This window comes from Christensenellaceae bacterium 44-20, assembly GCA_041223705.1.
Taxonomy (GTDB): domain Bacteria; phylum Bacillota; class Clostridia; order Christensenellales; family Christensenellaceae; genus QANA01.
Genome location: JBCLQU010000001.1, coordinates 705775 through 727895, shown reverse-complemented (window position 1 = coordinate 727895; position 22121 = coordinate 705775). Strand labels below are relative to the sequence as shown.

Below are 22121 nucleotides of genomic sequence, written 5' to 3'. Positions count from 1 at the left end.
TTCACACGAACCCCAAAAATGAGATTTTAGGGAAAAATTTGCCGGGGAAAAATTTCGGAGGATGCCATGAAAACAGAAAATCAATTCGCGATTGTGTTGGAGAAGCTGGAACCGCAACAAAGGCAGCTTATAGAGCAAATAACAGAGGAATTGGGATTTATCCAAGAACAACTCGCCGCTTTGAGAAACCTGCCCTTCATTCAGGTGGATAAGAAAAATAAGACGCGCCAACGGGCAACGCCAGCGGCGAAACAATACAAAGAACTGATGCAAACCTACACAAACGGGATTAAGCTGGTAAACATGATTTTGAGCAGAAACAGCGTTGAGGAAGAGGATGACTTCCAAAAATTCCTTGAAGAGTTCCGGGGCGGCGGGATATGACATATCTAGAGGAATACTATGAAGCGATCAAGCGCGGTGAGGTTATTGCCGGGCGGGAATTGATAGATGAACTTGAAAATTTAGTGCAGGATATGCGGAGTGGCGCGTGGATTTACGATACAAAAGATGCGCAGCTCCGCATTTTGTTTATGGAAAAGTTTGTGAAGCTAACAAAAAGCCCGTATTACGGAAAACCGATGAAGCTCATGCTTTGGCAAAAGGCTTTCATCGAAACGCTATATTCTTTCAAAGAACCGGGAACGGGCTTTGACAGATTCAAAAAGGCGATTTTATTAATCGCCCGGAAGAATACGAAAACAGAGACATGCGGGGCGTTGGGATTCGCTGAATTGATGGTCGGGAACGCGGGAGCGGACATTGCGTGTTGCAGTAATGACGACGCACAAGCCCGTATTATGTTCGAGACGATCGCAACAATGCGGGAACAGTTTGATCCGCGCGGGAGGCGTTCGCATCAAAATATTATGTATATCAAAAACAAGGCGACAAATTCAAAAGTGTTTCGGCTGACTGATAGAACACGAAACAAAGAGGGACGAAATATTGACGTTGCATTTTTGGATGAATCACACGAAATGCGAACTAATTCTATTGCAGAAAGTGCAGAGCAATCCCAAAGCCTGAAAGACAATCCGAAATTTATTAACATCACCACAGAGGGGTTTATAAACGATGGGTATCTGGACAATGAACTTGAATATGCGCGGAAAGTCATAAATAGAGAGATTGAGGATAACACGCTTTTACCGTGGCTATACACGCAGGACAGCGAGGCGGAAATCTGGCAAGATCCTAGAAGTTGGCAAAAAAGCAACCCGACGCTTGGCGTTGTGAAGAAACGTGCCTATCTAGAAGAACGACTAAATAAGGCGAGGCATGACAAAGCATCGAGAATGTTCACACTAGCAAAAGATTTTAATATAAAGCAGAACAACGTCCAAGCATGGCTAGCACCGGAAGATTATATCTATCCGGCGCGCTTTGATATTGCGAAATTCAGGGGGTGCTATTGCCTTGGTGCGGTTGACTTATCAGAAACAACGGATTTGACTGCGGCCAAAGCATTACTCATGCGGAAAGGCGATCCGACAAAGTACATTGTCTCACGGTATTTCATACCAGAGAGCAAACTAAAAAATACCGATGATAGAGCGGCGGGCGCAAAATATGAAGAATGGGCAAAGGCGGGGTTTATTGATATTGCCGAGGGAAACGAAAACGATTTGACAAAGCCCGCAGATTGGTTTTTGAGCTTATATAAAAACTTCGGGATTATTCCCATGATAGCGGGATACGATCAGCGCTTTGCGCGTGATTATTTAAAACGCATGGAGAGAAATGGGATCAAAAATGAAATGGTGCTGCAAAACAGATACACGATGAGTAATGCAATGAAGTTGGTAGAAGCAGATCTAAAAAGTCAATACATCAATTATAACGAAAACCCGGTAGATCAATGGAATTTTGGCAACGCGGCGATGAGCATGGATGGGATTGGGCAGGTGATGGCCGTAAAAGTCAATAATCAGCCCAGCAAACGCATTGATGGGACGGTGTGCCTTATTATCCTATACGAAATTTATCGAAGATATAAAAGTGAATTTAGTCAGCATTTAAAGGAGGTGAGCTTGTGAACTGGTTAAAAATCTTTCAGAAAAAAGAACCTAGAACAGATAAAAGATTGGCGTTGGTTTTGGATGGGAGAGCGCCGATCTTTTCTTTATATGGCAAAGATATTTACGCCTACGATGTAGTGCAACAGGCGATGAGCTGCATTGTGAATGAAACAAAAAAATTGATCCCACGGCATATATGGGAGCGCAATGGGCTTGTGGATGAAGTACCGGGAAGCATTTCGGCGATGCTTCGAGAACCAAATGAGTTAATGACAACATCCGACTTTTTAGAGAAGATCACTTGGCAGCTCTTACTCAAATATAACGCTTTCATATATCCAGAATACGAGTGGGTAAGGACGAAAAACGGACGATATAAAAAAGAGTTCCGCGCCATGTACCCATTACAACCGAGCCAGGTGGATTTTTTGCAGGATCAGGCGGGTGCCCTGTTTGTGAAAATGAAGTTTGCCAACGGAAACGAGCCAATTTTACCATATTCGGAAGTTATCCATTTGAGATCCCACTATTCTTTGTCGCCGTACATGGGTGGAAATGAACAGGGGCAACCGGATAACGAAGCGTTGCTAAAAATTCTTCAGGTCAATAACGATTTGATGGAGGGTGTATCGCGCAATGCGAAAAACCCAGTAAACGCCGTTGTTACCTATAATGGCATTATCGATCGTGGAGAGCTGGAAAAAAGTAGAAAAGAATTTGAGAAAGCGTTAAAAAACAATGAAAGCGGAATCTTGCCAATGGATATGGGCGGAACCTATACGCCGCTAAATGCAGACAAAAAGCTCATTGACAAAGACACGATGCAATTTATCGATGAGAAGATTCTACGCCACATCGGAGTATCAGTTCCTGTCCTGATGGGGACGGCGACGCCGGAACAAAAGCAAGCATTTTTCGAGAGAACGATCGAGCCGATTGTGATAGGAGCAAATCAGGCATTTACAAAGGTACTGCTTTCAAAATGGGAGAAGCAGCGCAATCAAAAAATCAATTTCTATCACAAGGATCTGCTATTCATGTCGATAGACCAAACGATCAACATGATAAAAGAACTCGGAAGCCGCGGCGCACTTACAAATAACCAAATGCTGGCGGCGTTTGGTTATCCGCCGTATGAGGGAGGTAATGTGCGCCTCATGTCGCTGAATTATGTGGACGTAAATATAGCAAATCAATATCAATTAGACACGGGAGAGGGAGAGCAAAATGAAACAGCACAATGATTATTATATCGCGCGGGAGTATAGGGCGCTTGAACTGCGGGCAGAGCAGCGGGAGGAAAACGAGGAAAGCGTTATCTTTGGCCGCCCTGCAATTTATGGGCAAGAGACTTTTATCGAAACGCCGGACGGTGGATTTTTGGAAGAGATAAAACCGGGAGCTTTTGATGCGGCGGCGCTAAAAGATGTACGACTATTCGTGAATCACGACGATCGCGGCATTACCCTGGCAAGAAGCCGCAACAACAACGAAAACAGCACGATGCAAATTGGCATCGATGAAGAGGGGCTATATTTCGAGGCAAAGTTAGACACGGAAAACAACGCACAGGCGCGCGCCCTCTATTCTGCGATTGGGCGCGGGGATATGTCGGGTATGTCTTTTGCGTTTTTTGTACCAGTTGACGGGCAGGAATGGGAAACGCTGGAAGATGGCACAGCAAAAAGGACGATTACAAAGATTGAGCAGGTTGACGAGATTAGCGTTGTGAACTTCCCGGCATATGCAGGGACTTCAATTAACAAACGATCGCTGGAGAGCGACGCGGCGGCGCTGGATAGAGCCGCAAAAGCGCTGGAGAGCGCGGAGATCCAGAGGTTAAAAATAGAAAATCTAAGGAAAGCGAACAGAATTTATTAGGAGGAACACATGAAAGAGTATTTGAAAAAGGTTATCAGAGAAAAGAACGCGGAGAAAAGAGCTTTGCAGGAGCAGAGCGACAAATCGACGGACGCAAACGAGCTTCGGGCAATCGGAAAGACGCTGGAAAAGCTGAAAGAGGAAATTGAAGAGGCGGAACAGGCGCTTGCGGGGCTTGAAGAGCCAACGGAAGATCCGGGCGAGGAAGCCCCCGGGGCAATGGGAGAGTCGGAGCAGGAGGGAAGAAGCCAGAGATTCAAGGCGCTGGCAACCTATACGGTGGATAATAGAGCTGGTGATGACCGTGCTGTTATGGAGCAGAGAGGGCAGGCGTTGAGAGAAAAAAGAACTGTAACGGTAGCGAGTTCCAAACTTTTGACGCCCAAGCATACCTCAGGAGAAATTACGCAGCCATTCGCGCAGTTGTCGAGCTTGGTTGACAATATGGACATTACCACGCTTCCCAATGGCGAGACGTATGAAAAAGCATTCGTAAAGACGATCCCGGCGGCAGGAGTTACAGATGAGGGTGCTGCTTATACGACGGCAGAACCGACTTTTGATTATGCCACTATCAATAAAATCAAGATCACAGCTTACGCCGAATTAACCGAGGAGGCGGAGAAGCTGACAAACGCCGATTATGCGGGAGAGGTTTTCAAGGACATCGGAATTGCCCTGCGCAAGAAACTGGCCGAGCAGGTGCTCAATGGAACAGGCACAAAACAGCTTGTAGGCATTTTCAGCACCAGCGACGACAACAAGGCAATCGATGCCGCGCAGGATTTGGAGGTTGAAAAAATCGACGCGACGACGCTCGACCAGATCATCTACGCATACGGCGGCGACGAGGAAGTGGAAGGGACGGCGGCGCTTATCCTGAATAAAGCGGACTTGATGGCATTTGCAATGCTGCGCGATGGGAACGGCAACAGAGTATATGACATCAAACACACAGAGCGCACGATCAACGGCATTCCGTTTTATATCAACAGTAATTGCGCGGCAGTTTCCAATTCGGCGACGGCGGCGGGAACCTATTGCATGGCATACGGTGATCCCAAAAACTATGGCTTGACGCAGTTCGGCGAGGTGGAGATCGGGAAATCCACAGATTATAAATTCAAAGAGGGACAGGTGGCATATAAAGCTTCTGGTTTCTTCGGCGGCAACACCGTGAAGTGGAAGGGATTCCTGCGCGTGAAAAAGAAAGCGGCAGAGCAGGAAGTCTAAATAGCATAGAAAGGAGGGGCGACATTGAACGATGAGGAACGCCTGAAACTGGTTAAGACAGCAATGGGAATTTCCGGGAGTTATCAAGATGAATTGCTGGGCGTGTATATTGCAGATGCAAAAAATACCTTGATAAATGCAGGCGTATCAAAAGAAATTGCGGAAAGCAAAGAGGCAATCGGAGCGATTGTTCGCTATGTGGTTGACACTTGGAGCTATGAAGCAGGGGCGGCCAATATGTCGCCCCTTTTTATTGCGCAGGTTGTCCAGCTACGGACGAAAGGAGGCGGCGAGCAATGAGCAGACCACCACAGGCGGCCAGCATGACAACGCCGTTAAAACTCTTTATTGTGGCAGGCGTAAAGAAAGTGAACGGTGTAGCACAAAAGCAATATAGAGAAGCGGAAGATTCGGTTTTCATGTGCAGTTTTAAGACCTACGGCGGGACGGAGAAACTGGTAAACGGCGTTCAGGTGATAGAAGATACCGCAAACATTGTAACGTGGTATCGGCCAGATATTAGGAGTGGTTGCAAGGTAGAGCGACTAACAGACGGCGTGAGCTTTGAAATCATCAATGAGCCAGAAAACATAGAGCAGCGAAACCAGTTTTTTAGCTTTAAAATTCGGCGCTTAAAAGGCGGTGTGTAGCATGGCGACGAAAATGGAGTTAAAAAATAATTTTCAAGATTTGCAGGAGAAAATCGCCAAGGCAAATGGGAATTTAGAAAGGGCGGTAGAGCGCTCGATGGAAGCGGCGGCGGACTTTCTAAACCCGGATTTTAAAGCGGGAATTGCAAGGCATCGACGCACCGGGCGGACAGAACGTTCTCTAATTGAGCGACCAAATGTGGAATGGGATGGCAATAAAGCAATGCTGAGAACGGGTTTCTCTGTTAGAGCGGGCGGCTTGGCGGCAATCTTTATCAACTTCGGAACGAAACGCGGCGTAAAAGAAGATCCGTTTATTAAGCGCGCTGTTTCCCGCAACCGCAAAAAAATTGCAGAAGCACAGCAGACGATCTTGATGGAAGAGCTAAAGGAGCTGGGCGAAAAGTGAACGTAAAAGATATTTTATGCAATGCCTTAGAGCCGTTGGGATATGAGATATTCAGGCGGGACACCATAGCCACCGAAATAGAGTACCCGGATAATTTAATTTTTTATTATTTGGCAGATACCGAGACGGTGAGAAGCTATAACAACAGGCCAGCGATCGTTCGCTGGCTTTTTTATGTTGCGTTTTATAGCTATGATGCGGAGCTGGTGGAAAAAGAACGAGAGAGAATCGCGCAGACGCTAAGAAAGGCGGGGTTTCTACCAAAAGGAAAAGGCGGCGACGCAATGGGCGAGGACGCCGGGCAAACGGGCTGGATCATGGAGTTTAATTTTTGGGAGGATAAGTTAAATGGCAAATAATAGTTTTAGCGAATTTCAGGGTTTAGATGAATTATACATCGCAGAAGTAACAAAGGACGATAACGAGACGGACGGCGGATATGTGGTAGGCGATCCTATCCAAATTCCGGCGGCGGAAATCTCTGTCAGCACTTCGAGGGAGAGTTCTGCAAAATATTATGACAATGTAGCATATTTCACGGCACAATCGGAAGGGAATGATGAGGTAACACTCACGGTTCCGCAGCTTCCAATTTCTTTGATTGGAAAGCTCACGGGGAAAACGGTGGACACGTCGACGGGGGCGCTTCTTGATGATGGCGAACCGCGCGCAAAACATTTTGCGATTGGGTATCGTTTGCGGTTCTTGGACGGTACATATCGTTATGTGTGGCGGCTAAAGGGTTCTATTAAGCTGGGCGATGAAGCGGCGAAATCTTTGGATGAAAGCACGGACAGCAACAATCAGCAATTAACGTACACGGGAACAAAGACGATCCACAAGTTCACAAAAACAGGCGCGGCGGCCAAGGCGGTTGTTGTGGATGAGAGAGAAGGAAAAGCGGACGTTTCGGCGTGGTTCGCCAGTGTGGTAACGCCGGATACAGTTAAGACGATCACACCCAGCGTGTAGGAGGTAAAAGATGGCGAAATTTGAACTTTGTATTTACGGGGAAAACGATGAAGTGATTAAAACACTGGCAACGGAACATGTTCGTTTCGGTGTGCTGGAAGATGCGCTTTCTATGGCGGACGGCGCGGAGAGCCAAGGGAAGGACATTAAAACGCAGTTTCGGGAAGTAAAGAATATCGTCAAACGCATTTTTCCGGGATGCACGGACGAGGATTTGAGCAACGCCGACACAGGCCATATTTTCGCTACTTTCAATCAGTTGGTGAAATACTCAAACGGCATTAACGGGGGCAATGAAAAAAACGGGTAGGGGGATCGGCGGGTGAAACAGACGATCCCAAACTGACGGCAAGTGAGGCGCTTTTTGAACTGACAATTTCGATTTGCCAGCACTTCCCGGGAGTTACACCTTTTTCTTTGCGGCGTGAAGATATGGAAGAAGTGTTGCTGCTCATCAATAGAGTACAACGCCGGGGCAGAAGAAACGAGGCAAAACAAAACAGAACATTGGCGGCGGCGCAGACACCGATGAGAAAAAAGGTGTATGCAGATACAGCAACAGGCGGGTGGTATTAAGCCACTCGCCTTTTTATATGAAAGGTGGTGAGTAAATGCCGGGAAATGAGGAAACCATCGGCGGAAGATGGACAATAGACATAACAGACATAAAGGCCGGGCTAACGGAAGCAAACCGCCTGATAAAAATATCCGATACAGAGTTTAAAGCGGCAGCGGCGGGGATGGGCGACTGGACAAAATCAGCAGACGGACTGGCTGCAAAGCAAAAACAGCTAAACACCAATATTGAGATCCAGCAGGAAAAGGTGAATGCACTCACCGAGGAATACAAGCGGGTAGCGGAAGAAAAAGGCGAAAACTCGGCGGCAGCGCAAAACCTCCTGATTAAGCTGAATAATGAGACGGCAGCGCTTAACAAATCGAAAACGGAACTAGATAAGAACACCAAGGCGCTTGAAGATTTTGGAAAGAAAGAAGATGATGCAGAGCAAAAGACGGGGAAATTTGGCAATGCGCTCAAAAGCATAGCGGCGGGCGCCGGAAAGGCTGTAACGGCGGCGGTGAAGAGTTTGGCCGTCGCAGTAACAGCGGTAGGCGCGGCAATGGCAGCAGCGGCAGAAAGTACACGCGAATATCGGGCGGACTTGGGGCAGCTTCAAATAAATGCCCAGAATGCTAATGCTGACTTTGACGCAATGAAAACTAAGCTGGCAGAAGTGGGCGCGGTTACAGGGGAAACAGACGCGGCATTTGAAGGCATGAACATGCTCTTGGCGACGGGGCTAGATACCGCCAATATAGAACTTGCGGCGGACACGCTTGCAGGTGCCGCACTGAAATTTGACGGCCTGAAATTTGAAGGTCTTTCGGAAGGATTGCAGGAGACATTGGCAACCGGGGCGGCGGTTGGTCCGATGGCAGAAATGCTGGAGCGATCCGGCATGAATCTGGAAAAGTTCAACAATGGCCTTGCGAGATGCAAAACGGAAGCAGAACAGCAGAACTATATCATGCAAGCATTAGCGGACACGGGACTAGCTGGCGTCAACGCGGCATACAAAGAAGCCAATTCTTCTATTATTCAAGCACAGCAAGCTCAATTTGTATGGAACGACGCAATGGCGCAAATGGGCGCGGTTGCAGAACCGATCATGAGCAGCATGAAACTGAATTTAGCTGGAATAGTGAGCGGTTTTGCGAGTATGCTTCAAGGATCAGAAGATGCTTTTACTGGTATCGCCGAAAGCATGACCGATTTGCTATACAGTATTGCAGAACAGGCGCAGACGTTATTGCCAAGATTATCCGAAATAGTTGTAGAAATTATCCCGGATCTGATTAGTATAGCGGCGGAAGTTATGCCAGAGCTACTGGCAGCGGCGGCGGATATTATTTTGCAACTGGTCGATGCCTTGTTGGCCGCGCTGCCTGAGTTGGTGGATGTGGGGATTCAGATTATTATTAACCTGATTAATGGTTTAACAAAAATGCTTCCTAAACTGCTGGCATCTATTACGCAGGTGCTTTTAAAGATCGTGAAAGTGTTGATCGATAATATCCCGACGCTTTTAGATGCGGCAGTTCAATTTTTCATGGCGATCGTAAATGCCATACCCCAAATTATAACGGCGCTCATTGAAGCGTTGCCCGAAATTGTCCAAGCAATTATAGACGCTTTGCTGGCTTCTATCCCGATTTTGATAGATGCGGCTATACAGCTTCTTATGGCAATCGTCGACGCTATCCCAACGATCATAGATGCCCTTGTTAAAGCATTGCCGACAATCGTACGTGCGATCATAGATGGGTTAATTTCCGCGCTTCCGTTATTGCTGGACGGCGCAGTTCAACTTCTTATGGCGATTGTGGACGCTATTCCGGTAATTATCGAAGCGCTGATCGCCGCGCTGCCAATGATTATCACGGCGTTAATCGACGGCCTGATCGGCGCGCTTCCGATGCTGTTAGAGGGAGCGATTCAGTTTATGATGGCGATTGTGGACGCTATCCCGAAGATCATACCAGAGCTGATCAAAGCACTTCCTACAATTATTAGCGCTATTGTCAACGGACTGCTCAAAAGCATTCCACAGGTGATACAAGGCGCAATTCAGCTCTTCATGGGGATTATCAAGGCAATTCCTCAAATTGTGAAAGAGTTAATCAATAACATGCCGCAGATCATTCAGGCGATTGTTTCGGGCATCGGCGCAGGGATGAAAGAAGTAGTCAAGATCGGCGGCGATTTGCTCAAAGGCGTTTGGCAAGGCATCAAAGACGCGGGAAAATGGCTTTGGGACAAAATTAGCGGCTTCTTTGACGGTATCTGGGACGGTTTGAAGAAAATGTTCGGCATCCATTCACCGTCAAAGCTAATGGCGGACACGATAGGCAAGCCAATGGCGCAGGGCGTTGGCGTAGGCTTCCAGAAAGCCTATAAATCCGTAAAGCGGGATATAGAAAACAGTATGAAAGTAGAGCCGATAGAGCCGGAATATGATTTTCCAAGCGCTGGCGGAACGTCCGGGGGGATGGGGAGCATTGGGCGGCGCGATGGCGGCCTAACCTTTGTGCAAAACAACTATAGCCCCAAAGCTTTAAGCCGCTATGAGATTTACAGGCAGACGAAAAACGCCGCGGCATTGCTGGGGAGGTGAGGAAATGTTTTATTTTGCGGTAGAAAACGCCAAAGGCGAACGGTTAAGCCTGACGGACAACACGCACAGATATGTGATAGATAAAATAGATGGTCTTGCGCCAGTCGCGGCCAAGACAAATAAAACACAGCAGGGAAACAGCGGCGAAAAAATTACCAACATAAAGATTCCATCGCGCAACATAAACATGCGTCTCACTTTGCGAGGCGATATTGAGCAAAACAGGGTGGAGCTGTACCGATATTGCAAAGTCGGGGAGTGGATAACGATTTATTATCGAAATGGGCGGCGCGATGTGATGATCAAAGGCATGGTGGAGGATGTAACGCCGGATTATTTTTCGCGGCAATGCGGCGTTCAAATCGTAGTGTTATGCCCGAAACCGTTCTTTAAAGCGGCGCGGGAAATGATTGTCGACATTAGCCGCATTATCGACGAGTTTGAATTTCCATTTTCGATAGAGGAAGAAGGTGTACCCATTAGCTCGATAGACAGATACATCACGCAAAACGTCTTAAACTCGGGCGACAGAGAAAGTGGCCTTATCATCGAAATGGAGGCGACGGGTGCGGTACTAAACCCCAAAATATACAACACGGCAACAGCGGAAATGCTCGGCGTGAATATCCAGATGCAGAAAGGCGATAAAATCACGTTTGACACAAACGAGGGAGAGAAAACGGTCTATTTGCTTCGGGGAGGAGTGGAACAAAATATCTTCAACCTGCTCATGCCGGGGATATCATGGTTGCCGTTGAAGCTGGGGGACAATGTATTCACCTATGAGAGCGAAGAGGGAACGGAAAACATGACGATCCGATTCCGACATCGTGATCTATATGGGGGTGTATGAGTGATGGAGTTATATATTTTGGATTCGGATTTTGAAGAGCTGGGGGTGATAGACGATGCGGAAAGCGTCATCTGGACAAAGAGATATTTTCAGGCCGGGGAGTTTGAAATTTATATGATGACTACGGCAAAGGCGCTGGAATTGCTGAAAATCGGGCGGTATGTAACACGGAAGGATGACGAAAGCGTCGGGATCATCGAAAGCCTCAATATAACTTCAAATGAAGAAGAGGGGGAATATATCACGGCGGCAGGGCGATTTTCAGAAAGCATACTGGGACGGCGCATTGTATGGCGGCAAACAAGATTATACGGGGGATTTGAAACCGAAATGTATAAGTTGATCCGTGAAAACGCCGTCGCACCATCTTTGACAGATAGGAAAATCTCTATCATTGCATTGGAAGAGCCGCGCGGCATTGACACGCATATTGAATGCCAAATAACGGGCGATAACCTCCTGACCGCCATTGAGGAAAAAAGTGCAATAGAAGGAGTGGGCTTTAAAATGAGGCTGGACGGTGATGTGTTCCGCTTTGGGTTTTACCGGGGAAAGGATAGATCAAGGGGGCAGGCGGAAAACCCGCATGTTATTTTCTCGGATGAATATGACACATTGGAAGAGTCCAGCTATTTAGTAGAGGCAAAAGAGCTTGTTAATGTCGCGTTGGTAGCCGGGGAAGGTGAAGGGCTGGAAAGAAGGATGGCGACAATAGGAGAAGGGAGCGGAATGGAGCGTTATGAAGTATTCGTGGATGCAAAAGACGTAAGCAGCAATAAGGGAGAAATATCAGACGCGGATTATTTAGCGGCGCTTAGAGAAAAAGGGGCGGAGAGATTGACGAGAATGACGGAAGTATTCGACGGCGCGATCATCTCGGAGGGAAAATATGCTTACAAAACAGATTATGATCTGGGCGACGTCGTAACAGTGGAAAATTCGCGCTGGGGTCTTTCGATTAATGCTAGGATTATAGAAATTATAGAGTGCGAGGATGAAACGGGGTATCATGTTGCTCCGTCTTTTGGTAGGTGAAAAAATGGCAATAAGAAGCGGATTTTATAACTCGATAAACGGGGACAGAAAATATAATTGTGATGATTTCGCAAAATATTTGGGAGACATCATAAGCGATGGAGTGATACCAAGGCCAAGTTCTGCTTTGCAGGTAATGGCAACAGGCAATGGTATGAATATCATTGTGTGGCCAGGAAAAGGAAGATGCCGCGGGCGACAGATTGAAAACGATGCCGATTATCCGATAACCGTAGAGGCGGCGGATATTGTATTTGACAGGATAGACAGCGTAATTATAGCGGATTATCCCAAATCTAAACGTAAAATGGATATCGAAATAAGAAAGGGAACGCCTGCGTCTACGCCGGCGCCGCCAACGATCCTGCGAACAGAAGATGAATACGATTTGGTTCTGGCTAATATTTATGTGGCCGCAAAGACGGAAACTATCACACAGAGCGCTATTACCGATATGCGCCCAGATGAGAGTGCTTGCGGCTGGGTTACGGGGCTGATAGAGCAGATTGAGTTAGGTGGCGCATATGAGCAATGGCAAGATGCTTTCTCGACGTACTACGAGCAAACAAAACAGCAGATGAATGACTGGTACCAAAGTACGTCGGAGGGATTCGACACATGGCTTAACGAGATCAAAGAATCTATCTCAACCGCGACGCTTTTAAGAAAATATCAGGGTTCCTATACAGCGGCGGCAGACAATACGAGCGCAATCCCGATCAATATCCCGGCGGCAGCTTATAACGTGGATTTGGACATTATCCAAGTATATATTAACGGTATGAATTTGATCCCTACTATCGATTACACGGTAGAGAGTGCACAACAAATAACGCTTGTCAAACCAATACACACAGGGACAGTAGTGAACATCGAAATATTTAAAAGTGTAGATGGATCGAATGCTGTTACAGCGATTGAGATGATCGAGGCTTTACAAACGCAGGTAACTCAACTAAGGGCTGATGTAGATCAGCTTTTACAAAATAATTAACAGGAGGAAAAAGAAATGGATATGATGGAACTGATTCGGCCGGAGATGCTTACGCTAATTCCCGTGCTGTATCTGATTGGCGCAGGGCTCAAGAAAGCGGAAGTGTTTGAGAATAAGTATATCCCGCTGGGGCTTGGTCTGCTGGGGGCGCTGCTGGGCGCGGCGTGGCTGCTGGTGTTTCGGGATACAGAGTACAGCACCACGCAAAGCTTGCTCATGGGAGCGGTGCAGGGCATTCTCTGCGCCGGGTGCAGCGTTTACGCCAACCAGATTTACAAGCAGTTCAAGGTGAAAAAGGGGGAAGAATAGGAATGGACGGGGCAATTCTAACGGCCATCCTCGGCTTTGCAGGCACGCTGATTGGCTCGCTCGGAGGTATTTTTGCATCTTCCCGGCTGACAAATTTTCGGTTGCAGCAGCTAGAGGAGAAAGTGAAGCTGCACAATAACCTTGTGGAGCGCATGACAGCGGTGGAAGAAAAAATCAAAGGCAATGCACACCGCATTGAAGAGATTGAACATAGCGTATGAGAGATAAAGAAAGCGGGGCATATTTGCCCCGCCTTTTTTGTTTTAAAAAAGTATTGACTGATACACATTAAATGTGTATAATAAATAATGAAAGGAGGGAAAAGATGAAAACGAAAGACTTGATAGAGCTTTTAGAAAGGAACGGTTGGAAATTCAAGAGGCACGGCGCAAATCACGACATCTATGTGAAAGGGACAGAACGCGAGAGCGTTGTCCGGCATAGAGAAACAGCAGAAGAGCTGGCAAAAGCAATCATAAAGCGCAGGGGGCTAAAATAGCCCCTAAACGCAATAATATATAGAAAAGATAAAAAGGAAGGAGTTTAACATGAAAGCAGCATATCCGATTATTATGAGACAGGGCGAAAAGTTTGTTATTGTTGAGATTCCAGATTTTGATATTGGAACACAGGGCGCAGATTACGCGGAAGCTATGGAAATGGCGCGAGATGCGATCGGACTTATGGGGATTGATATGGAGGATGAGGGCGAAACAATTCCGCTGCCGTCCGATTTGCGGGGACTAGAGGCAAAATGCTGGGATGGCGTTGTAACACTAGTTGATGTGGATTTTACAGAGTATCGGCGGCAAAATGATATGAGAACGGTGAGAAGAAATGTATCGCTTCCATCGTGGCTTAATGCTGCGGCGGAAAAAGCAAACTTGAATGTATCAGCGATATTGCAAACGGCGTTAAAAAAAGAGTTGAAGGTAACAGAATAAAAAGAAGCGGGGCATTTGCTCCGCCTTTTTTATTATGCAAAATAGTTATACTGGAAAAGTGTACGATATATGGTACTTTTATGATAAGTTTCGTGTTGCATTTCGTGTTGCATTTTTTTAAAAAATACAGGAATTTGCATTTAAATATAAAAAAATACTATCAATAGCAAGAATTGATTTTCGGCTTAACAAAGCCAAAAACAAAGAAAATCGCTCTGTTGAGCGATTTTCTTTTTGGTGCGGATGACAGGAATCGAACCTGCATGGTCTCCCACTAGAGCCTAAATCTAGCGCGTCTGCCAATTCCGCCACATCCGCAGACAACTAACATCATAGCAAAGGAGCAAAGAAAAGTCAAGGAAGGAGGGAGAGCTGCTGAGCAGCAGGAAGGTCCTCTTTTTGCGCGAGAAGCGCTTCCAGATTTTCGAGACAGGATTTGAGCCGAGCCAGCTCATTTTGAATGGCCCCGAGATCTCTTTGCCCGGCATCCACCAGGGATACTTGCAAAAGAAGCCGGCCGGACTGCGCATGGAGCGCGCGGCATTGGCGCATGAGAGAATCGACAGACGGATTGGGATAGGGAACTGCTTTCATATACGGATCACCTTTGGAAGAGGCAGATGGTTTCGCGGGGCATATCTACCTATTATACTACTGCCAAGCGCAGAGAATTGGAATACAAGTTTAAACAGCGGCACTTTGCCGCTCTCTTTATTTCCATTATAGCAAAGGAAGGAGATTTTACAAGAAGGCGGAGAGGACTGGCAAAATAGGCGCAGCAATGGCGGCTTTTGGGGCAATAGGAGAGTGTTAGAAAAATATCACACAAAATGTGAAAAAATAAATTGACTAATCACACATATAGTGATAATATATAATCACGAAGTGTGAATAAGGAGTTTGAGATGAAAAGAGATATGCAAAAAGAGGAATTGACCGAGATGATCCTTCATCTGACGAAAAAGAATTTGGAGCTCGAAGAGCGCTTAGAACAGGCAAGAAAGCGGGAAAAGATTTGGTATGAATTATGGCGAGAAAAAAACTGACCCGATTTTCCTCTGCAAAAACTGCGGAGAGTATATTTGCGAGGGAGAGAGCTATTTAGAGCTGGAAGAGGGCAGGCTCTGCATGGAATGTGCATATGCGATGAGCAGGGAGGAGCTTTTGGAGATGGCAGGGATTGAGATTTTGGAAGCGGGGAGGGAGACGGCATGAAACCGGGCAGACGACGGAAGGAAGAAGAGACACTTTGCTGGATTTGCCAAAACGCAGTTCCAAACAGGGCGGGGCGGGGATGCAACTGGAGCAGGCATTTGAGGCCCGTGCCGGGATGGCGCACGCGTGAATTGGGGACGGAGGCGGCTGATGGATATTTTGTGGAAGAATGCCCGCTTTTCCTGCCGGAGAAATAGAGGAATGGGAGGGAAAACAGAGCGTGAAAAATTTGCAGGAGAAAATCGAAAAAGAGCTCAGAGCGATTGCGTTTCAAAATCCGGCGAACTACTTGGAGCGATACACGGATGAGGATGGGCAGACACACTGGCGGCCAAAGGCTTTTGAAAAACTGACACCCAGAGCAAAGCGCGCAGTTGAGCGCATTGAGATTAAGAAGGATGGCTCGGTGGAATATAAGATGTTTTCCAAATTTAAGGCATTTGAGATGCTGCAAAAGCTGCACCCGGCAGAGGGAGAGACGCAGAGCACGGAGCTTTCGGATGGGGACAGGGAATTACTGCGAAAGGTGAGCAAACGCTGTGAAGGAGAGGATTGAGCGGATTCGGGAGAGGGAGCTGGCATATCTCTCGGGCGATCTTGCCTACTTCATAGAAAACTACTGCAAAATTGAGGACAAGGACGCGACAGAGGCCGTCATCCCCTTTAAACTTTGGCCGGAGCAGAAAAAGGCCCTTGCCTCGATACACGAGCACAAGTTCAACATCGTTCTGAAAGCGCGGCAGCTGGGCATGAGCTGGCTTGCGATCTGCTATGCGCTTTACACGCTGATGACCCGGGAAGGCTCGACGGTAGTCGCCCTTTCCAGGACTGAGCTGGAGGCCAAGGAGCTGGTGCGCAGGCTGGGCGTGATTGTGCGCAACATGCCGGAGTTCTTTTCCGAATATGGGCCCGAGCCGCCGGGGGGATTCCGATTTGAAGCGACAGCGATGACCATCAAGATATTCAAAAAAGGGAGCGCGCCCAGCATCTTTCAGGCATTTAACTCGGCGCCGGGTGTTTCCCGGTCGTTTACGGCGAATCTTCTGCTCTTTGACGAATGGGCGTTTCAGCAATATGCGGAGGAGATTTGGACCGCGGGCCTGCCCGTGATCAACCGGCCGGGGGGAGGGAAGGTTATCGGACTTTCTACCATGATGCCCGGAACATTTTTTGAAAAGACATGGAAGCAGGCGGAGGAATTTAACCGGATTTTCCTGCCATGGGACGCGGATCCGAGGCGGGATGCGGCGTGGTACCGCAAGACGCGCAAGCTGCTGGGCGAAAAGACGCTGAGGGAGTACCCGGCCAGCCCAGAAGAGGCGATGGCGACCTTTGAAGGGGCATATTTTGACGAGATGCGCAGGGATATTCACGTTTGCGAGCCGTTTGCTATTCCGGATGACTGGCGCAGATATCACACGATGGACTATGGGCTGGACATGCTGGCCAGCTACTGGGTAGCGTTTGACGGGGAAAACAACGCATACGTTTACCGGGAGGTTTATGAAGAAGGGCTGATTATCCCAAAGGCCGCAGAGGCCATGAAGCAGGCAGAGCAGGGAGACGCGATTTATCTGCGGTATGCGCCGCCGGATATGTTTGGCAGGAGCAATGAGAGCGGAAGGACACGGGCAGAGATTTTTGACAGCTATGGGCTGCACTTTGAGCGCTCTTCCAATGACAGGATTTCGGGCTGGGCCAACCTGAAAGAATGGCTTCAGGTTTACACGGACCCGGAGGGCAAGGAGACGGCGCGGCTGAAGATCTTCAAAAACTGCCCGAATCTGATTCGGACATTGCAGAGCATTGCCAGGGACAAGAAGAAGCCCAACGATTGCGCGAATGAGCCGCACGAGCTGACACATGCGCCGGATGCACTGCGATACTTATTCGTTTTGCGGCCCTTTGGGGCGAAGCCAAAGGAAAATAAAAAGACCAAGATGTATTACAGCGAAGTCGAGAGCTTGCTGTCGTATGGAACTTAAAGGAGGAGAAAAAAAGAATGATCACCTGTATTGTGATTCTCGGAATGGCAATTTTGCTGCTGGCAGGCTGCACTGCGTTTCTTGCAGTAAAGCTGGAGCGGATGGAAAAGCAAGGGGAAACCGAGCTGGAGCTTTTGCGCCAGCGCAAAGAATTCCAGGAGCACTTGGCAAAGGAAGAGCGGCAGTTTCAGGCGCTGATGAACTATCGGGGCGGCCTGGACGAGCAGCAGGAGATTTAGGAGAAAGGGATAGAGAGGAGAGCATATGATTTTCAAGAAGCCGAGCGGAATCTGGCAGGAATACCAGAAGGCGCTGCAATTCAACGAGAGCATTGATCTGGTCGAGAAAGTGAAGAACAACGAGAACTTCTTTCTGGGCAGGCAATGGGAGGGCGTGAACGCGCCGGATCTGGACAAGCCGGTTTTCAACATTTTGAAGAGAGTCGTCAACTATTTTATCGCCATGCTTGTCTCGGACGATATTGGGCTGCGGCTGGGGCTGTTTAACAGAGTGGAGGACAGCGTTTCGCGCATCATGCTGCGTGTTACAGAGCGGCAGATTCGCCAGATTATGGAGTTTAACCGATTTGGCGCCCTGAGCCGCGGGATTTTGCGGGATGCGGCTGTGGACGGAGACGGCGTGATGCACGTTTTCTTCAACCCGGATCGCAAGAGCGGACATCCGGATATGCCGGGGCTGATCGAGCTGGAGGCCATCGACAACACGAGTATTTATTTTGGCAACCCGCAGGTTGGGAACGTTCAGAAGCAGCCGTATCTCCTGATCGAATACCGCAGGCTGGTGGACGAGGTGAAGGCAGAGATGAAGGAGATGGGGCGCCCCAAGGCGGACATTGAGGCGATTCGGCCGGACAGCGCACAGCACGATCTCTTTGCGGAGGATGAGCGGATTTACGATGACAAGGTTACCGTGATTTTAAAGTATTGGAAGGAGAACGGCAAAATCCACTACATCAAGACGACGGAAAACACCATCATCAAGCCGGAGACCAAGACCGAGATGACGCTATACCCCATTTGCTTTATGAACTGGGAACGCGTGAAAAACTGCTATCACGGCCAGAGCATCATTGAGGGGCTCATCCCCAACCAGATGGCCATTAACAAGCTTTCGGCGCTGGCACAGCGGTTCATTCGCCAGCAGGCATTCCCGCGGGTATTTTACGATGAAACCAAGCTGGATCGCTGGGTGGAGGGGATTGCGCCCATTGCCGTGCGCGGCGATCCCACCCGGATCGTCAGCACGGACACGCACAACATCAGCATGTCTTCGCAGGTGGGTGAATACATCGACAAGTATGTATCGCTGACCAAAGACCTGATGGGCGCCTCGGACGCGGCGCTGGGCAACGTACAGCCGGACAACACTTCGGCAATTATCGCCGTGCAGAAGGCGACGGCCGTGCCGCTGGAGCTGGTGCGCCAGAGCTACTACCAGTTTGTGGAAGATTTTGTGCGCATTTGCGTGGACCAGATGCGGATCTTTTATGGCAAACGCACGGTTGTTACCGAGGATGACATGGGAGCAGACCAGGAGGTTACCTTTGATTTTGCCACTTTATCGGATTATGTGCTGGAATTTAACGTCGACATTGGTACGGCGGCTTATTGGTCGGAAATGACGAGCATCCAGAGCCTGGACAATCTGTTCGCCAAGCAGCTGGTGGATCCGGTTACATATCTGGAATCCGTCCCGAGTTCGGCGATCCCCAACAAGGCCAAGATTGTGGAAAAGGCAAAGGAGAGCATGGCGAAGAGCGAAGAAGCTGCCGCAGGCCCGGGCGCGGACGCCATGATGGCAGGACCGGAGATGCAGGGCGCAGAGATGGATATGCAAGGCGGCCAGGCGATGATGGACGCGGGCGGCGCGGCAGGCGCCGGGGAGATCAATATTGATGAGGCGATGGCGAATCTGCCGCCCGAGATTCTGGCGCAGGTTCAGGGATAAGGAGGAAGAGAAATGAAATGTCCAAAATGCAAGCAGTGCGAGATGCTGATCACAAACGCGGAGAACATCTTAAAGCAGGGCGCGCAGAGCACGAAGCTTTACCGCGTGCTGAACATGGCTTGCCCAAACTGCAAGGAAACTTTGACCATAGAGCATGAGCAGCCGCTGACTGTGCGGCAGGTAAGCGAATGAGGCCAAACCACAGGCCTTTGAAATAGAGGGGGATACCCCAGGATAAGCCAAAACCAGGCGAGGAGAATGAAAATGGAAGAAATGTTTGAGCAAACCAATCAGACGGACGAAATGCAGATGGAAGAGGCGCAGGAATTTGAAGAGAGCCTTTTGCAGCAGGAGGACGACGGCGAGATCAGTGAGGACACACAGGAGATCATGCAGGAAGCTTTTGCGCTGGATGTGAAATACAACGGCGTGGAGCAGAGGCTATCCGAAGATGAGGCGAGGACATACGCCCAAAAAGGGATGAACTATGATCATGTGATGGAAGAGCTGACGCGGCTGAGAAATGCGCCGGAGGCGGCGATTATTCAGGATTTGGCGCGTAAATCGGGCATGAGCAAGGAGGATTTCCTAAACAGCCTCACGGCCGAAGTAAACCTGAAGGCGGCAGAGCGCGAGAATTCCGAGCATGAGGCACTGCGGCAGGAAGTAAACCAGTTCCGCGACCGAGACGCCAAGATGCAGCGCTGGAGCGAATTTTTCCAGAAGCACCCGGAAGTTTCCCGGTTTGGAGACTTGCCGGAGGAAGTCAAGCAGGCGGTGGCCCAGGGCGCAGACCCGGATGCAGCCTACTTGCAGTATGAAAACCAACAGTTAAAAAGCCGCATAGAGGCGGCACAGCAGAACGCCTACAACAAGGCTATCGCTCCGGGAAGCGCGGCAAGCGCAGGAGCAGGCGAGGAGACAGATCCTTTCTTACAGGCATTTCTGCGAAGTATTTAATTCAGAAAGGAATTTGAAATGGCAGTTAATTTAGCGACAAAATATGCAAAACAATTTGCAGCGGCATTTGCCCCGACCTCTTATTTTAAGGGCAAAGTTTCCGAGGCATACAAATTTGACGGAGTGAAGAAGATCGTCATTCAGAGCCCGCTGACGACCCCTCTCACCGACTATGTGAGAACAGGTGTGGACCGCTACGGCACGCCCACCGAGATGGACACGGTTGTGCAGGAGATGGAGCTGACCCAGGACAAGGCATTTACCAAAATTCTGGATCGCGGCAACTATTCCGACTCCATGATGGCGGTTTCGGCGGGCAACTGGATGAGCGAGCAGATCAAGCAAATTGCGACGCCCGAGACTGAGAAATACGCGATTCGCCAGTGGCTGCGGGACGGCGGCAGTGTAGCCGTGGACGCCAAGCCCACAAAGAGCACGGTTGTCGAATCCTTTGCCAAGGCTGTGGAAAAGCTGGACGACGCATTTGCCCCGGGCGAGGACAGATACCTCTACGTTACGGCGGAGATGTATAAGAATCTCTCGCTCTCCAGCGAATTTTTGGGCCTGGAGCGGCTGGGCGAGCAGGCGCTTTCCAAAGGCATCGTCGGTGAATTTGAGGGCGCGAAGATCGTCAAAGTTCCCACGAGCTATATGCCCGAGAATTGCTATGGCTTCCTGGCCTGCAAAGACAGCATTCTGCTGCCCAGAAAAATCTCCACTTTCAAGACGCACACCAACCCTCCGGGCATTGATGGCTGGCTGATGGAAGGGCGGCTCTGGTTTGACGCATTTGTGCTGGGCGCGAAGGCGAACGGCGTTTGTGCGATTGTTCTGGATTCCAAGAAGCAGGCGACGCCTACGATTACGCAGGCTGACAACGGCATTACGATTGCCAGCGCGAACGCGGCAAAGATTCTATACACGCTGGATGGCACGGACCCGCGCTTTAACCCCAAAGCCGAGGTTTATTCTGCGGCCATCAGCACGGCAAACCTGGCAGCGGGCAAGCACCTGGTTAAGGCAGTTGCGTATGGCGGCACGGCGACACCCTTTACTTCTGACATTGCAGAGAAGGAAATTACGGTTGCCTAATGCAGCAGGGGGAGGAGGGGGAAACCCCTCCTTTTCCATAAGCAAAGGAGGAAGAAATGACAGCAAATGAAATTTACAGAAGCGTGCTGGCGTTGATGTTTATGGATGACAGCGATGCGGAGGAATATCAGAAAAATTTCCTCGTACAGCTCAACATGAAGCTGGAGGAGTGCTTTGAGACCAACAATTCCGTTCGCATTGCGAAGGGGAAAGACGTGCTGGAGGAGCCCCCGATGATCGCGGGCCTAGAAGAGGAAGTGCCCTATGAATTTGAGCTGACCAGAAGCGTGATTCCGCTGGGCATTGCGGGAGATCTTTATGTGGATGATGATGAGACGGGCATTTCCAACGATTACCGCGAGCGCTATCTGGCATGGAAGGCATCGAGAGTGCGGGCACGGTTTTGCCCGGCGGAGGTGTAGCC

General features: G+C 49.0%; 30 protein-coding genes and 1 tRNA gene. 29 read left to right on the top strand and 2 right to left on the bottom strand.

What is annotated here, in order from left to right; genetic code table 11:
* Positions 1 to 66 precede the first annotated feature (66 nt).
* The 19 genes from AALG83_03910 to AALG83_03820 all read left to right on the top strand — a co-directional run bounded on the left by AALG83_03910 (position 67) and on the right by AALG83_03820 (position 14477).
* Positions 67 to 384, top strand: coding sequence for a hypothetical protein (locus tag AALG83_03910; GenBank protein ID MEY8382295.1), 318 nt, complete (start codon positions 67 to 69; stop codon positions 382 to 384).
* Positions 381 to 2039, top strand: coding sequence for a terminase TerL endonuclease subunit (locus AALG83_03905; protein ID MEY8382294.1), 1659 nt, complete (start codon positions 381 to 383; stop codon positions 2037 to 2039). Before AALG83_03910 ends, AALG83_03905 begins: the two co-directional genes overlap by 4 nt.
* The gene (locus AALG83_03900; GenBank protein MEY8382293.1) at positions 2036 to 3265 is read left to right on the top strand and encodes a phage portal protein; all 1230 of its coding nucleotides are present in this window, start codon (positions 2036 to 2038) and stop codon (positions 3263 to 3265) included. The genes AALG83_03905 and AALG83_03900 overlap by 4 nt, the downstream gene beginning before the upstream one ends.
* Complete coding sequence (locus AALG83_03895) at positions 3249 to 3902, top strand: HK97 family phage prohead protease (protein MEY8382292.1); 654 nt, start codon at positions 3249 to 3251, stop codon at positions 3900 to 3902. Before AALG83_03900 ends, AALG83_03895 begins: the two co-directional genes overlap by 17 nt.
* 9 nt (positions 3903 to 3911) lie before the next feature.
* Entirely contained in the window at positions 3912 to 5135 is a 1224-nt protein-coding gene (locus tag AALG83_03890) for a phage major capsid protein (protein ID MEY8382291.1), read from the top strand.
* Positions 5136 to 5159: 24 nt separating this feature from the next.
* Positions 5160 to 5435, top strand: a complete 276-nt coding sequence (locus AALG83_03885) for a phage head-tail connector protein (GenBank protein MEY8382290.1) — start codon at positions 5160 to 5162, stop codon at positions 5433 to 5435.
* On the top strand, positions 5432 to 5785 hold the full coding sequence (locus tag AALG83_03880) for a hypothetical protein (protein ID MEY8382289.1): 354 nt from the start codon (positions 5432 to 5434) through the stop codon (positions 5783 to 5785). The genes AALG83_03885 and AALG83_03880 overlap by 4 nt, the downstream gene beginning before the upstream one ends.
* Position 5786: 1 nt before the next feature.
* Entirely contained in the window at positions 5787 to 6194 is a 408-nt protein-coding gene (locus AALG83_03875) for a hypothetical protein (protein MEY8382288.1), read from the top strand.
* On the top strand, positions 6191 to 6553 hold the full coding sequence (locus tag AALG83_03870) for a hypothetical protein (GenBank protein MEY8382287.1): 363 nt from the start codon (positions 6191 to 6193) through the stop codon (positions 6551 to 6553). The genes AALG83_03875 and AALG83_03870 overlap by 4 nt, the downstream gene beginning before the upstream one ends.
* Complete coding sequence (locus AALG83_03865) at positions 6543 to 7166, top strand: major tail protein (protein MEY8382286.1); 624 nt, start codon at positions 6543 to 6545, stop codon at positions 7164 to 7166. The genes AALG83_03870 and AALG83_03865 overlap by 11 nt, the downstream gene beginning before the upstream one ends.
* A gap of 10 nt (positions 7167 to 7176) precedes the next feature.
* Positions 7177 to 7476: a hypothetical protein gene (locus AALG83_03860; protein ID MEY8382285.1), complete on the top strand. Its 300-nt coding sequence runs from the start codon at positions 7177 to 7179 to the stop codon at positions 7474 to 7476.
* Between the two features lie 301 nt (positions 7477 to 7777).
* Positions 7778 to 10342: a hypothetical protein gene (locus AALG83_03855; protein MEY8382284.1), complete on the top strand. Its 2565-nt coding sequence runs from the start codon at positions 7778 to 7780 to the stop codon at positions 10340 to 10342.
* 4 nt (positions 10343 to 10346) lie between these two features.
* Positions 10347 to 11195 carry a phage tail family protein gene (locus tag AALG83_03850; GenBank protein ID MEY8382283.1) on the top strand — a complete coding sequence of 283 codons (849 nt, stop codon included), beginning with the start codon at positions 10347 to 10349 and terminating at the stop codon, positions 11193 to 11195.
* A gap of 3 nt (positions 11196 to 11198) precedes the next feature.
* Entirely contained in the window at positions 11199 to 12230 is a 1032-nt protein-coding gene (locus AALG83_03845) for a siphovirus ReqiPepy6 Gp37-like family protein (GenBank protein ID MEY8382282.1), read from the top strand.
* Entirely contained in the window at positions 12190 to 13224 is a 1035-nt protein-coding gene (locus AALG83_03840) for a hypothetical protein (GenBank protein MEY8382281.1), read from the top strand. The genes AALG83_03845 and AALG83_03840 overlap by 41 nt, the downstream gene beginning before the upstream one ends.
* Positions 13225 to 13239: 15 nt before the next feature.
* Positions 13240 to 13533 (top strand): phage holin family protein, encoded by a 294-nt coding sequence (locus AALG83_03835; protein MEY8382280.1) that lies wholly within the window; start codon positions 13240 to 13242, stop codon positions 13531 to 13533.
* Positions 13534 to 13535: 2 nt separating this feature from the next.
* Positions 13536 to 13754: a hypothetical protein gene (locus AALG83_03830; GenBank protein ID MEY8382279.1), complete on the top strand. Its 219-nt coding sequence runs from the start codon at positions 13536 to 13538 to the stop codon at positions 13752 to 13754.
* Positions 13755 to 13858: 104 nt separating this feature from the next.
* The gene (locus AALG83_03825) at positions 13859 to 14032 is read left to right on the top strand and encodes a type II toxin-antitoxin system HicA family toxin (protein MEY8382278.1); all 174 of its coding nucleotides are present in this window, start codon (positions 13859 to 13861) and stop codon (positions 14030 to 14032) included.
* Between the two features lie 49 nt (positions 14033 to 14081).
* Positions 14082 to 14477: a type II toxin-antitoxin system HicB family antitoxin gene (locus AALG83_03820; protein MEY8382277.1), complete on the top strand. Its 396-nt coding sequence runs from the start codon at positions 14082 to 14084 to the stop codon at positions 14475 to 14477.
* A 235-nt stretch (positions 14478 to 14712) separates the two neighbouring features.
* Here AALG83_03820 and AALG83_03815 read toward each other — a convergent pair.
* Together AALG83_03815 and AALG83_03810 are read right to left on the bottom strand one after the other, a co-directional pair.
* Positions 14713 to 14795: transfer RNA gene (locus AALG83_03815), tRNA-Leu, on the bottom strand.
* Positions 14796 to 14831: 36 nt separating this feature from the next.
* Positions 14832 to 15071, bottom strand: a complete 240-nt coding sequence (locus AALG83_03810; GenBank protein ID MEY8382276.1) for a hypothetical protein — start codon at positions 15069 to 15071, stop codon at positions 14832 to 14834.
* 311 nt (positions 15072 to 15382) lie between these two features.
* On the opposite strand from AALG83_03810, the gene AALG83_03805 reads away from it, so the two are divergent.
* From AALG83_03805 to AALG83_03760, 10 genes are all read left to right on the top strand, one after another.
* Positions 15383 to 15523, top strand: a complete 141-nt coding sequence (locus tag AALG83_03805) for a hypothetical protein (protein MEY8382275.1) — start codon at positions 15383 to 15385, stop codon at positions 15521 to 15523.
* Entirely contained in the window at positions 15498 to 15692 is a 195-nt protein-coding gene (locus AALG83_03800) for a hypothetical protein (protein MEY8382274.1), read from the top strand. The genes AALG83_03805 and AALG83_03800 overlap by 26 nt, the downstream gene beginning before the upstream one ends.
* Before the next feature lie 220 nt (positions 15693 to 15912).
* Positions 15913 to 16248 (top strand): hypothetical protein, encoded by a 336-nt coding sequence (locus AALG83_03795; GenBank protein ID MEY8382273.1) that lies wholly within the window; start codon positions 15913 to 15915, stop codon positions 16246 to 16248.
* Positions 16232 to 17677, top strand: coding sequence for a hypothetical protein (locus AALG83_03790; protein ID MEY8382272.1), 1446 nt, complete (start codon positions 16232 to 16234; stop codon positions 17675 to 17677). The genes AALG83_03795 and AALG83_03790 overlap by 17 nt, the downstream gene beginning before the upstream one ends.
* Before the next feature lie 17 nt (positions 17678 to 17694).
* Positions 17695 to 17916 (top strand): hypothetical protein, encoded by a 222-nt coding sequence (locus AALG83_03785; GenBank protein ID MEY8382271.1) that lies wholly within the window; start codon positions 17695 to 17697, stop codon positions 17914 to 17916.
* Between the two features lie 25 nt (positions 17917 to 17941).
* On the top strand, positions 17942 to 19645 hold the full coding sequence (locus tag AALG83_03780) for a hypothetical protein (GenBank protein ID MEY8382270.1): 1704 nt from the start codon (positions 17942 to 17944) through the stop codon (positions 19643 to 19645).
* A gap of 12 nt (positions 19646 to 19657) precedes the next feature.
* On the top strand, positions 19658 to 19837 hold the full coding sequence (locus AALG83_03775) for a hypothetical protein (GenBank protein MEY8382269.1): 180 nt from the start codon (positions 19658 to 19660) through the stop codon (positions 19835 to 19837).
* 72 nt (positions 19838 to 19909) lie between these two features.
* Positions 19910 to 20605 (top strand): hypothetical protein, encoded by a 696-nt coding sequence (locus AALG83_03770; GenBank protein ID MEY8382268.1) that lies wholly within the window; start codon positions 19910 to 19912, stop codon positions 20603 to 20605.
* 18 nt (positions 20606 to 20623) lie between these two features.
* Positions 20624 to 21697: an FN3 associated domain-containing protein gene (locus AALG83_03765; GenBank protein MEY8382267.1), complete on the top strand. Its 1074-nt coding sequence runs from the start codon at positions 20624 to 20626 to the stop codon at positions 21695 to 21697.
* Positions 21698 to 21753: 56 nt separating this feature from the next.
* Positions 21754 to 22119 (top strand): hypothetical protein, encoded by a 366-nt coding sequence (locus tag AALG83_03760; protein MEY8382266.1) that lies wholly within the window; start codon positions 21754 to 21756, stop codon positions 22117 to 22119.
* Positions 22120 to 22121 lie beyond the last annotated feature (2 nt).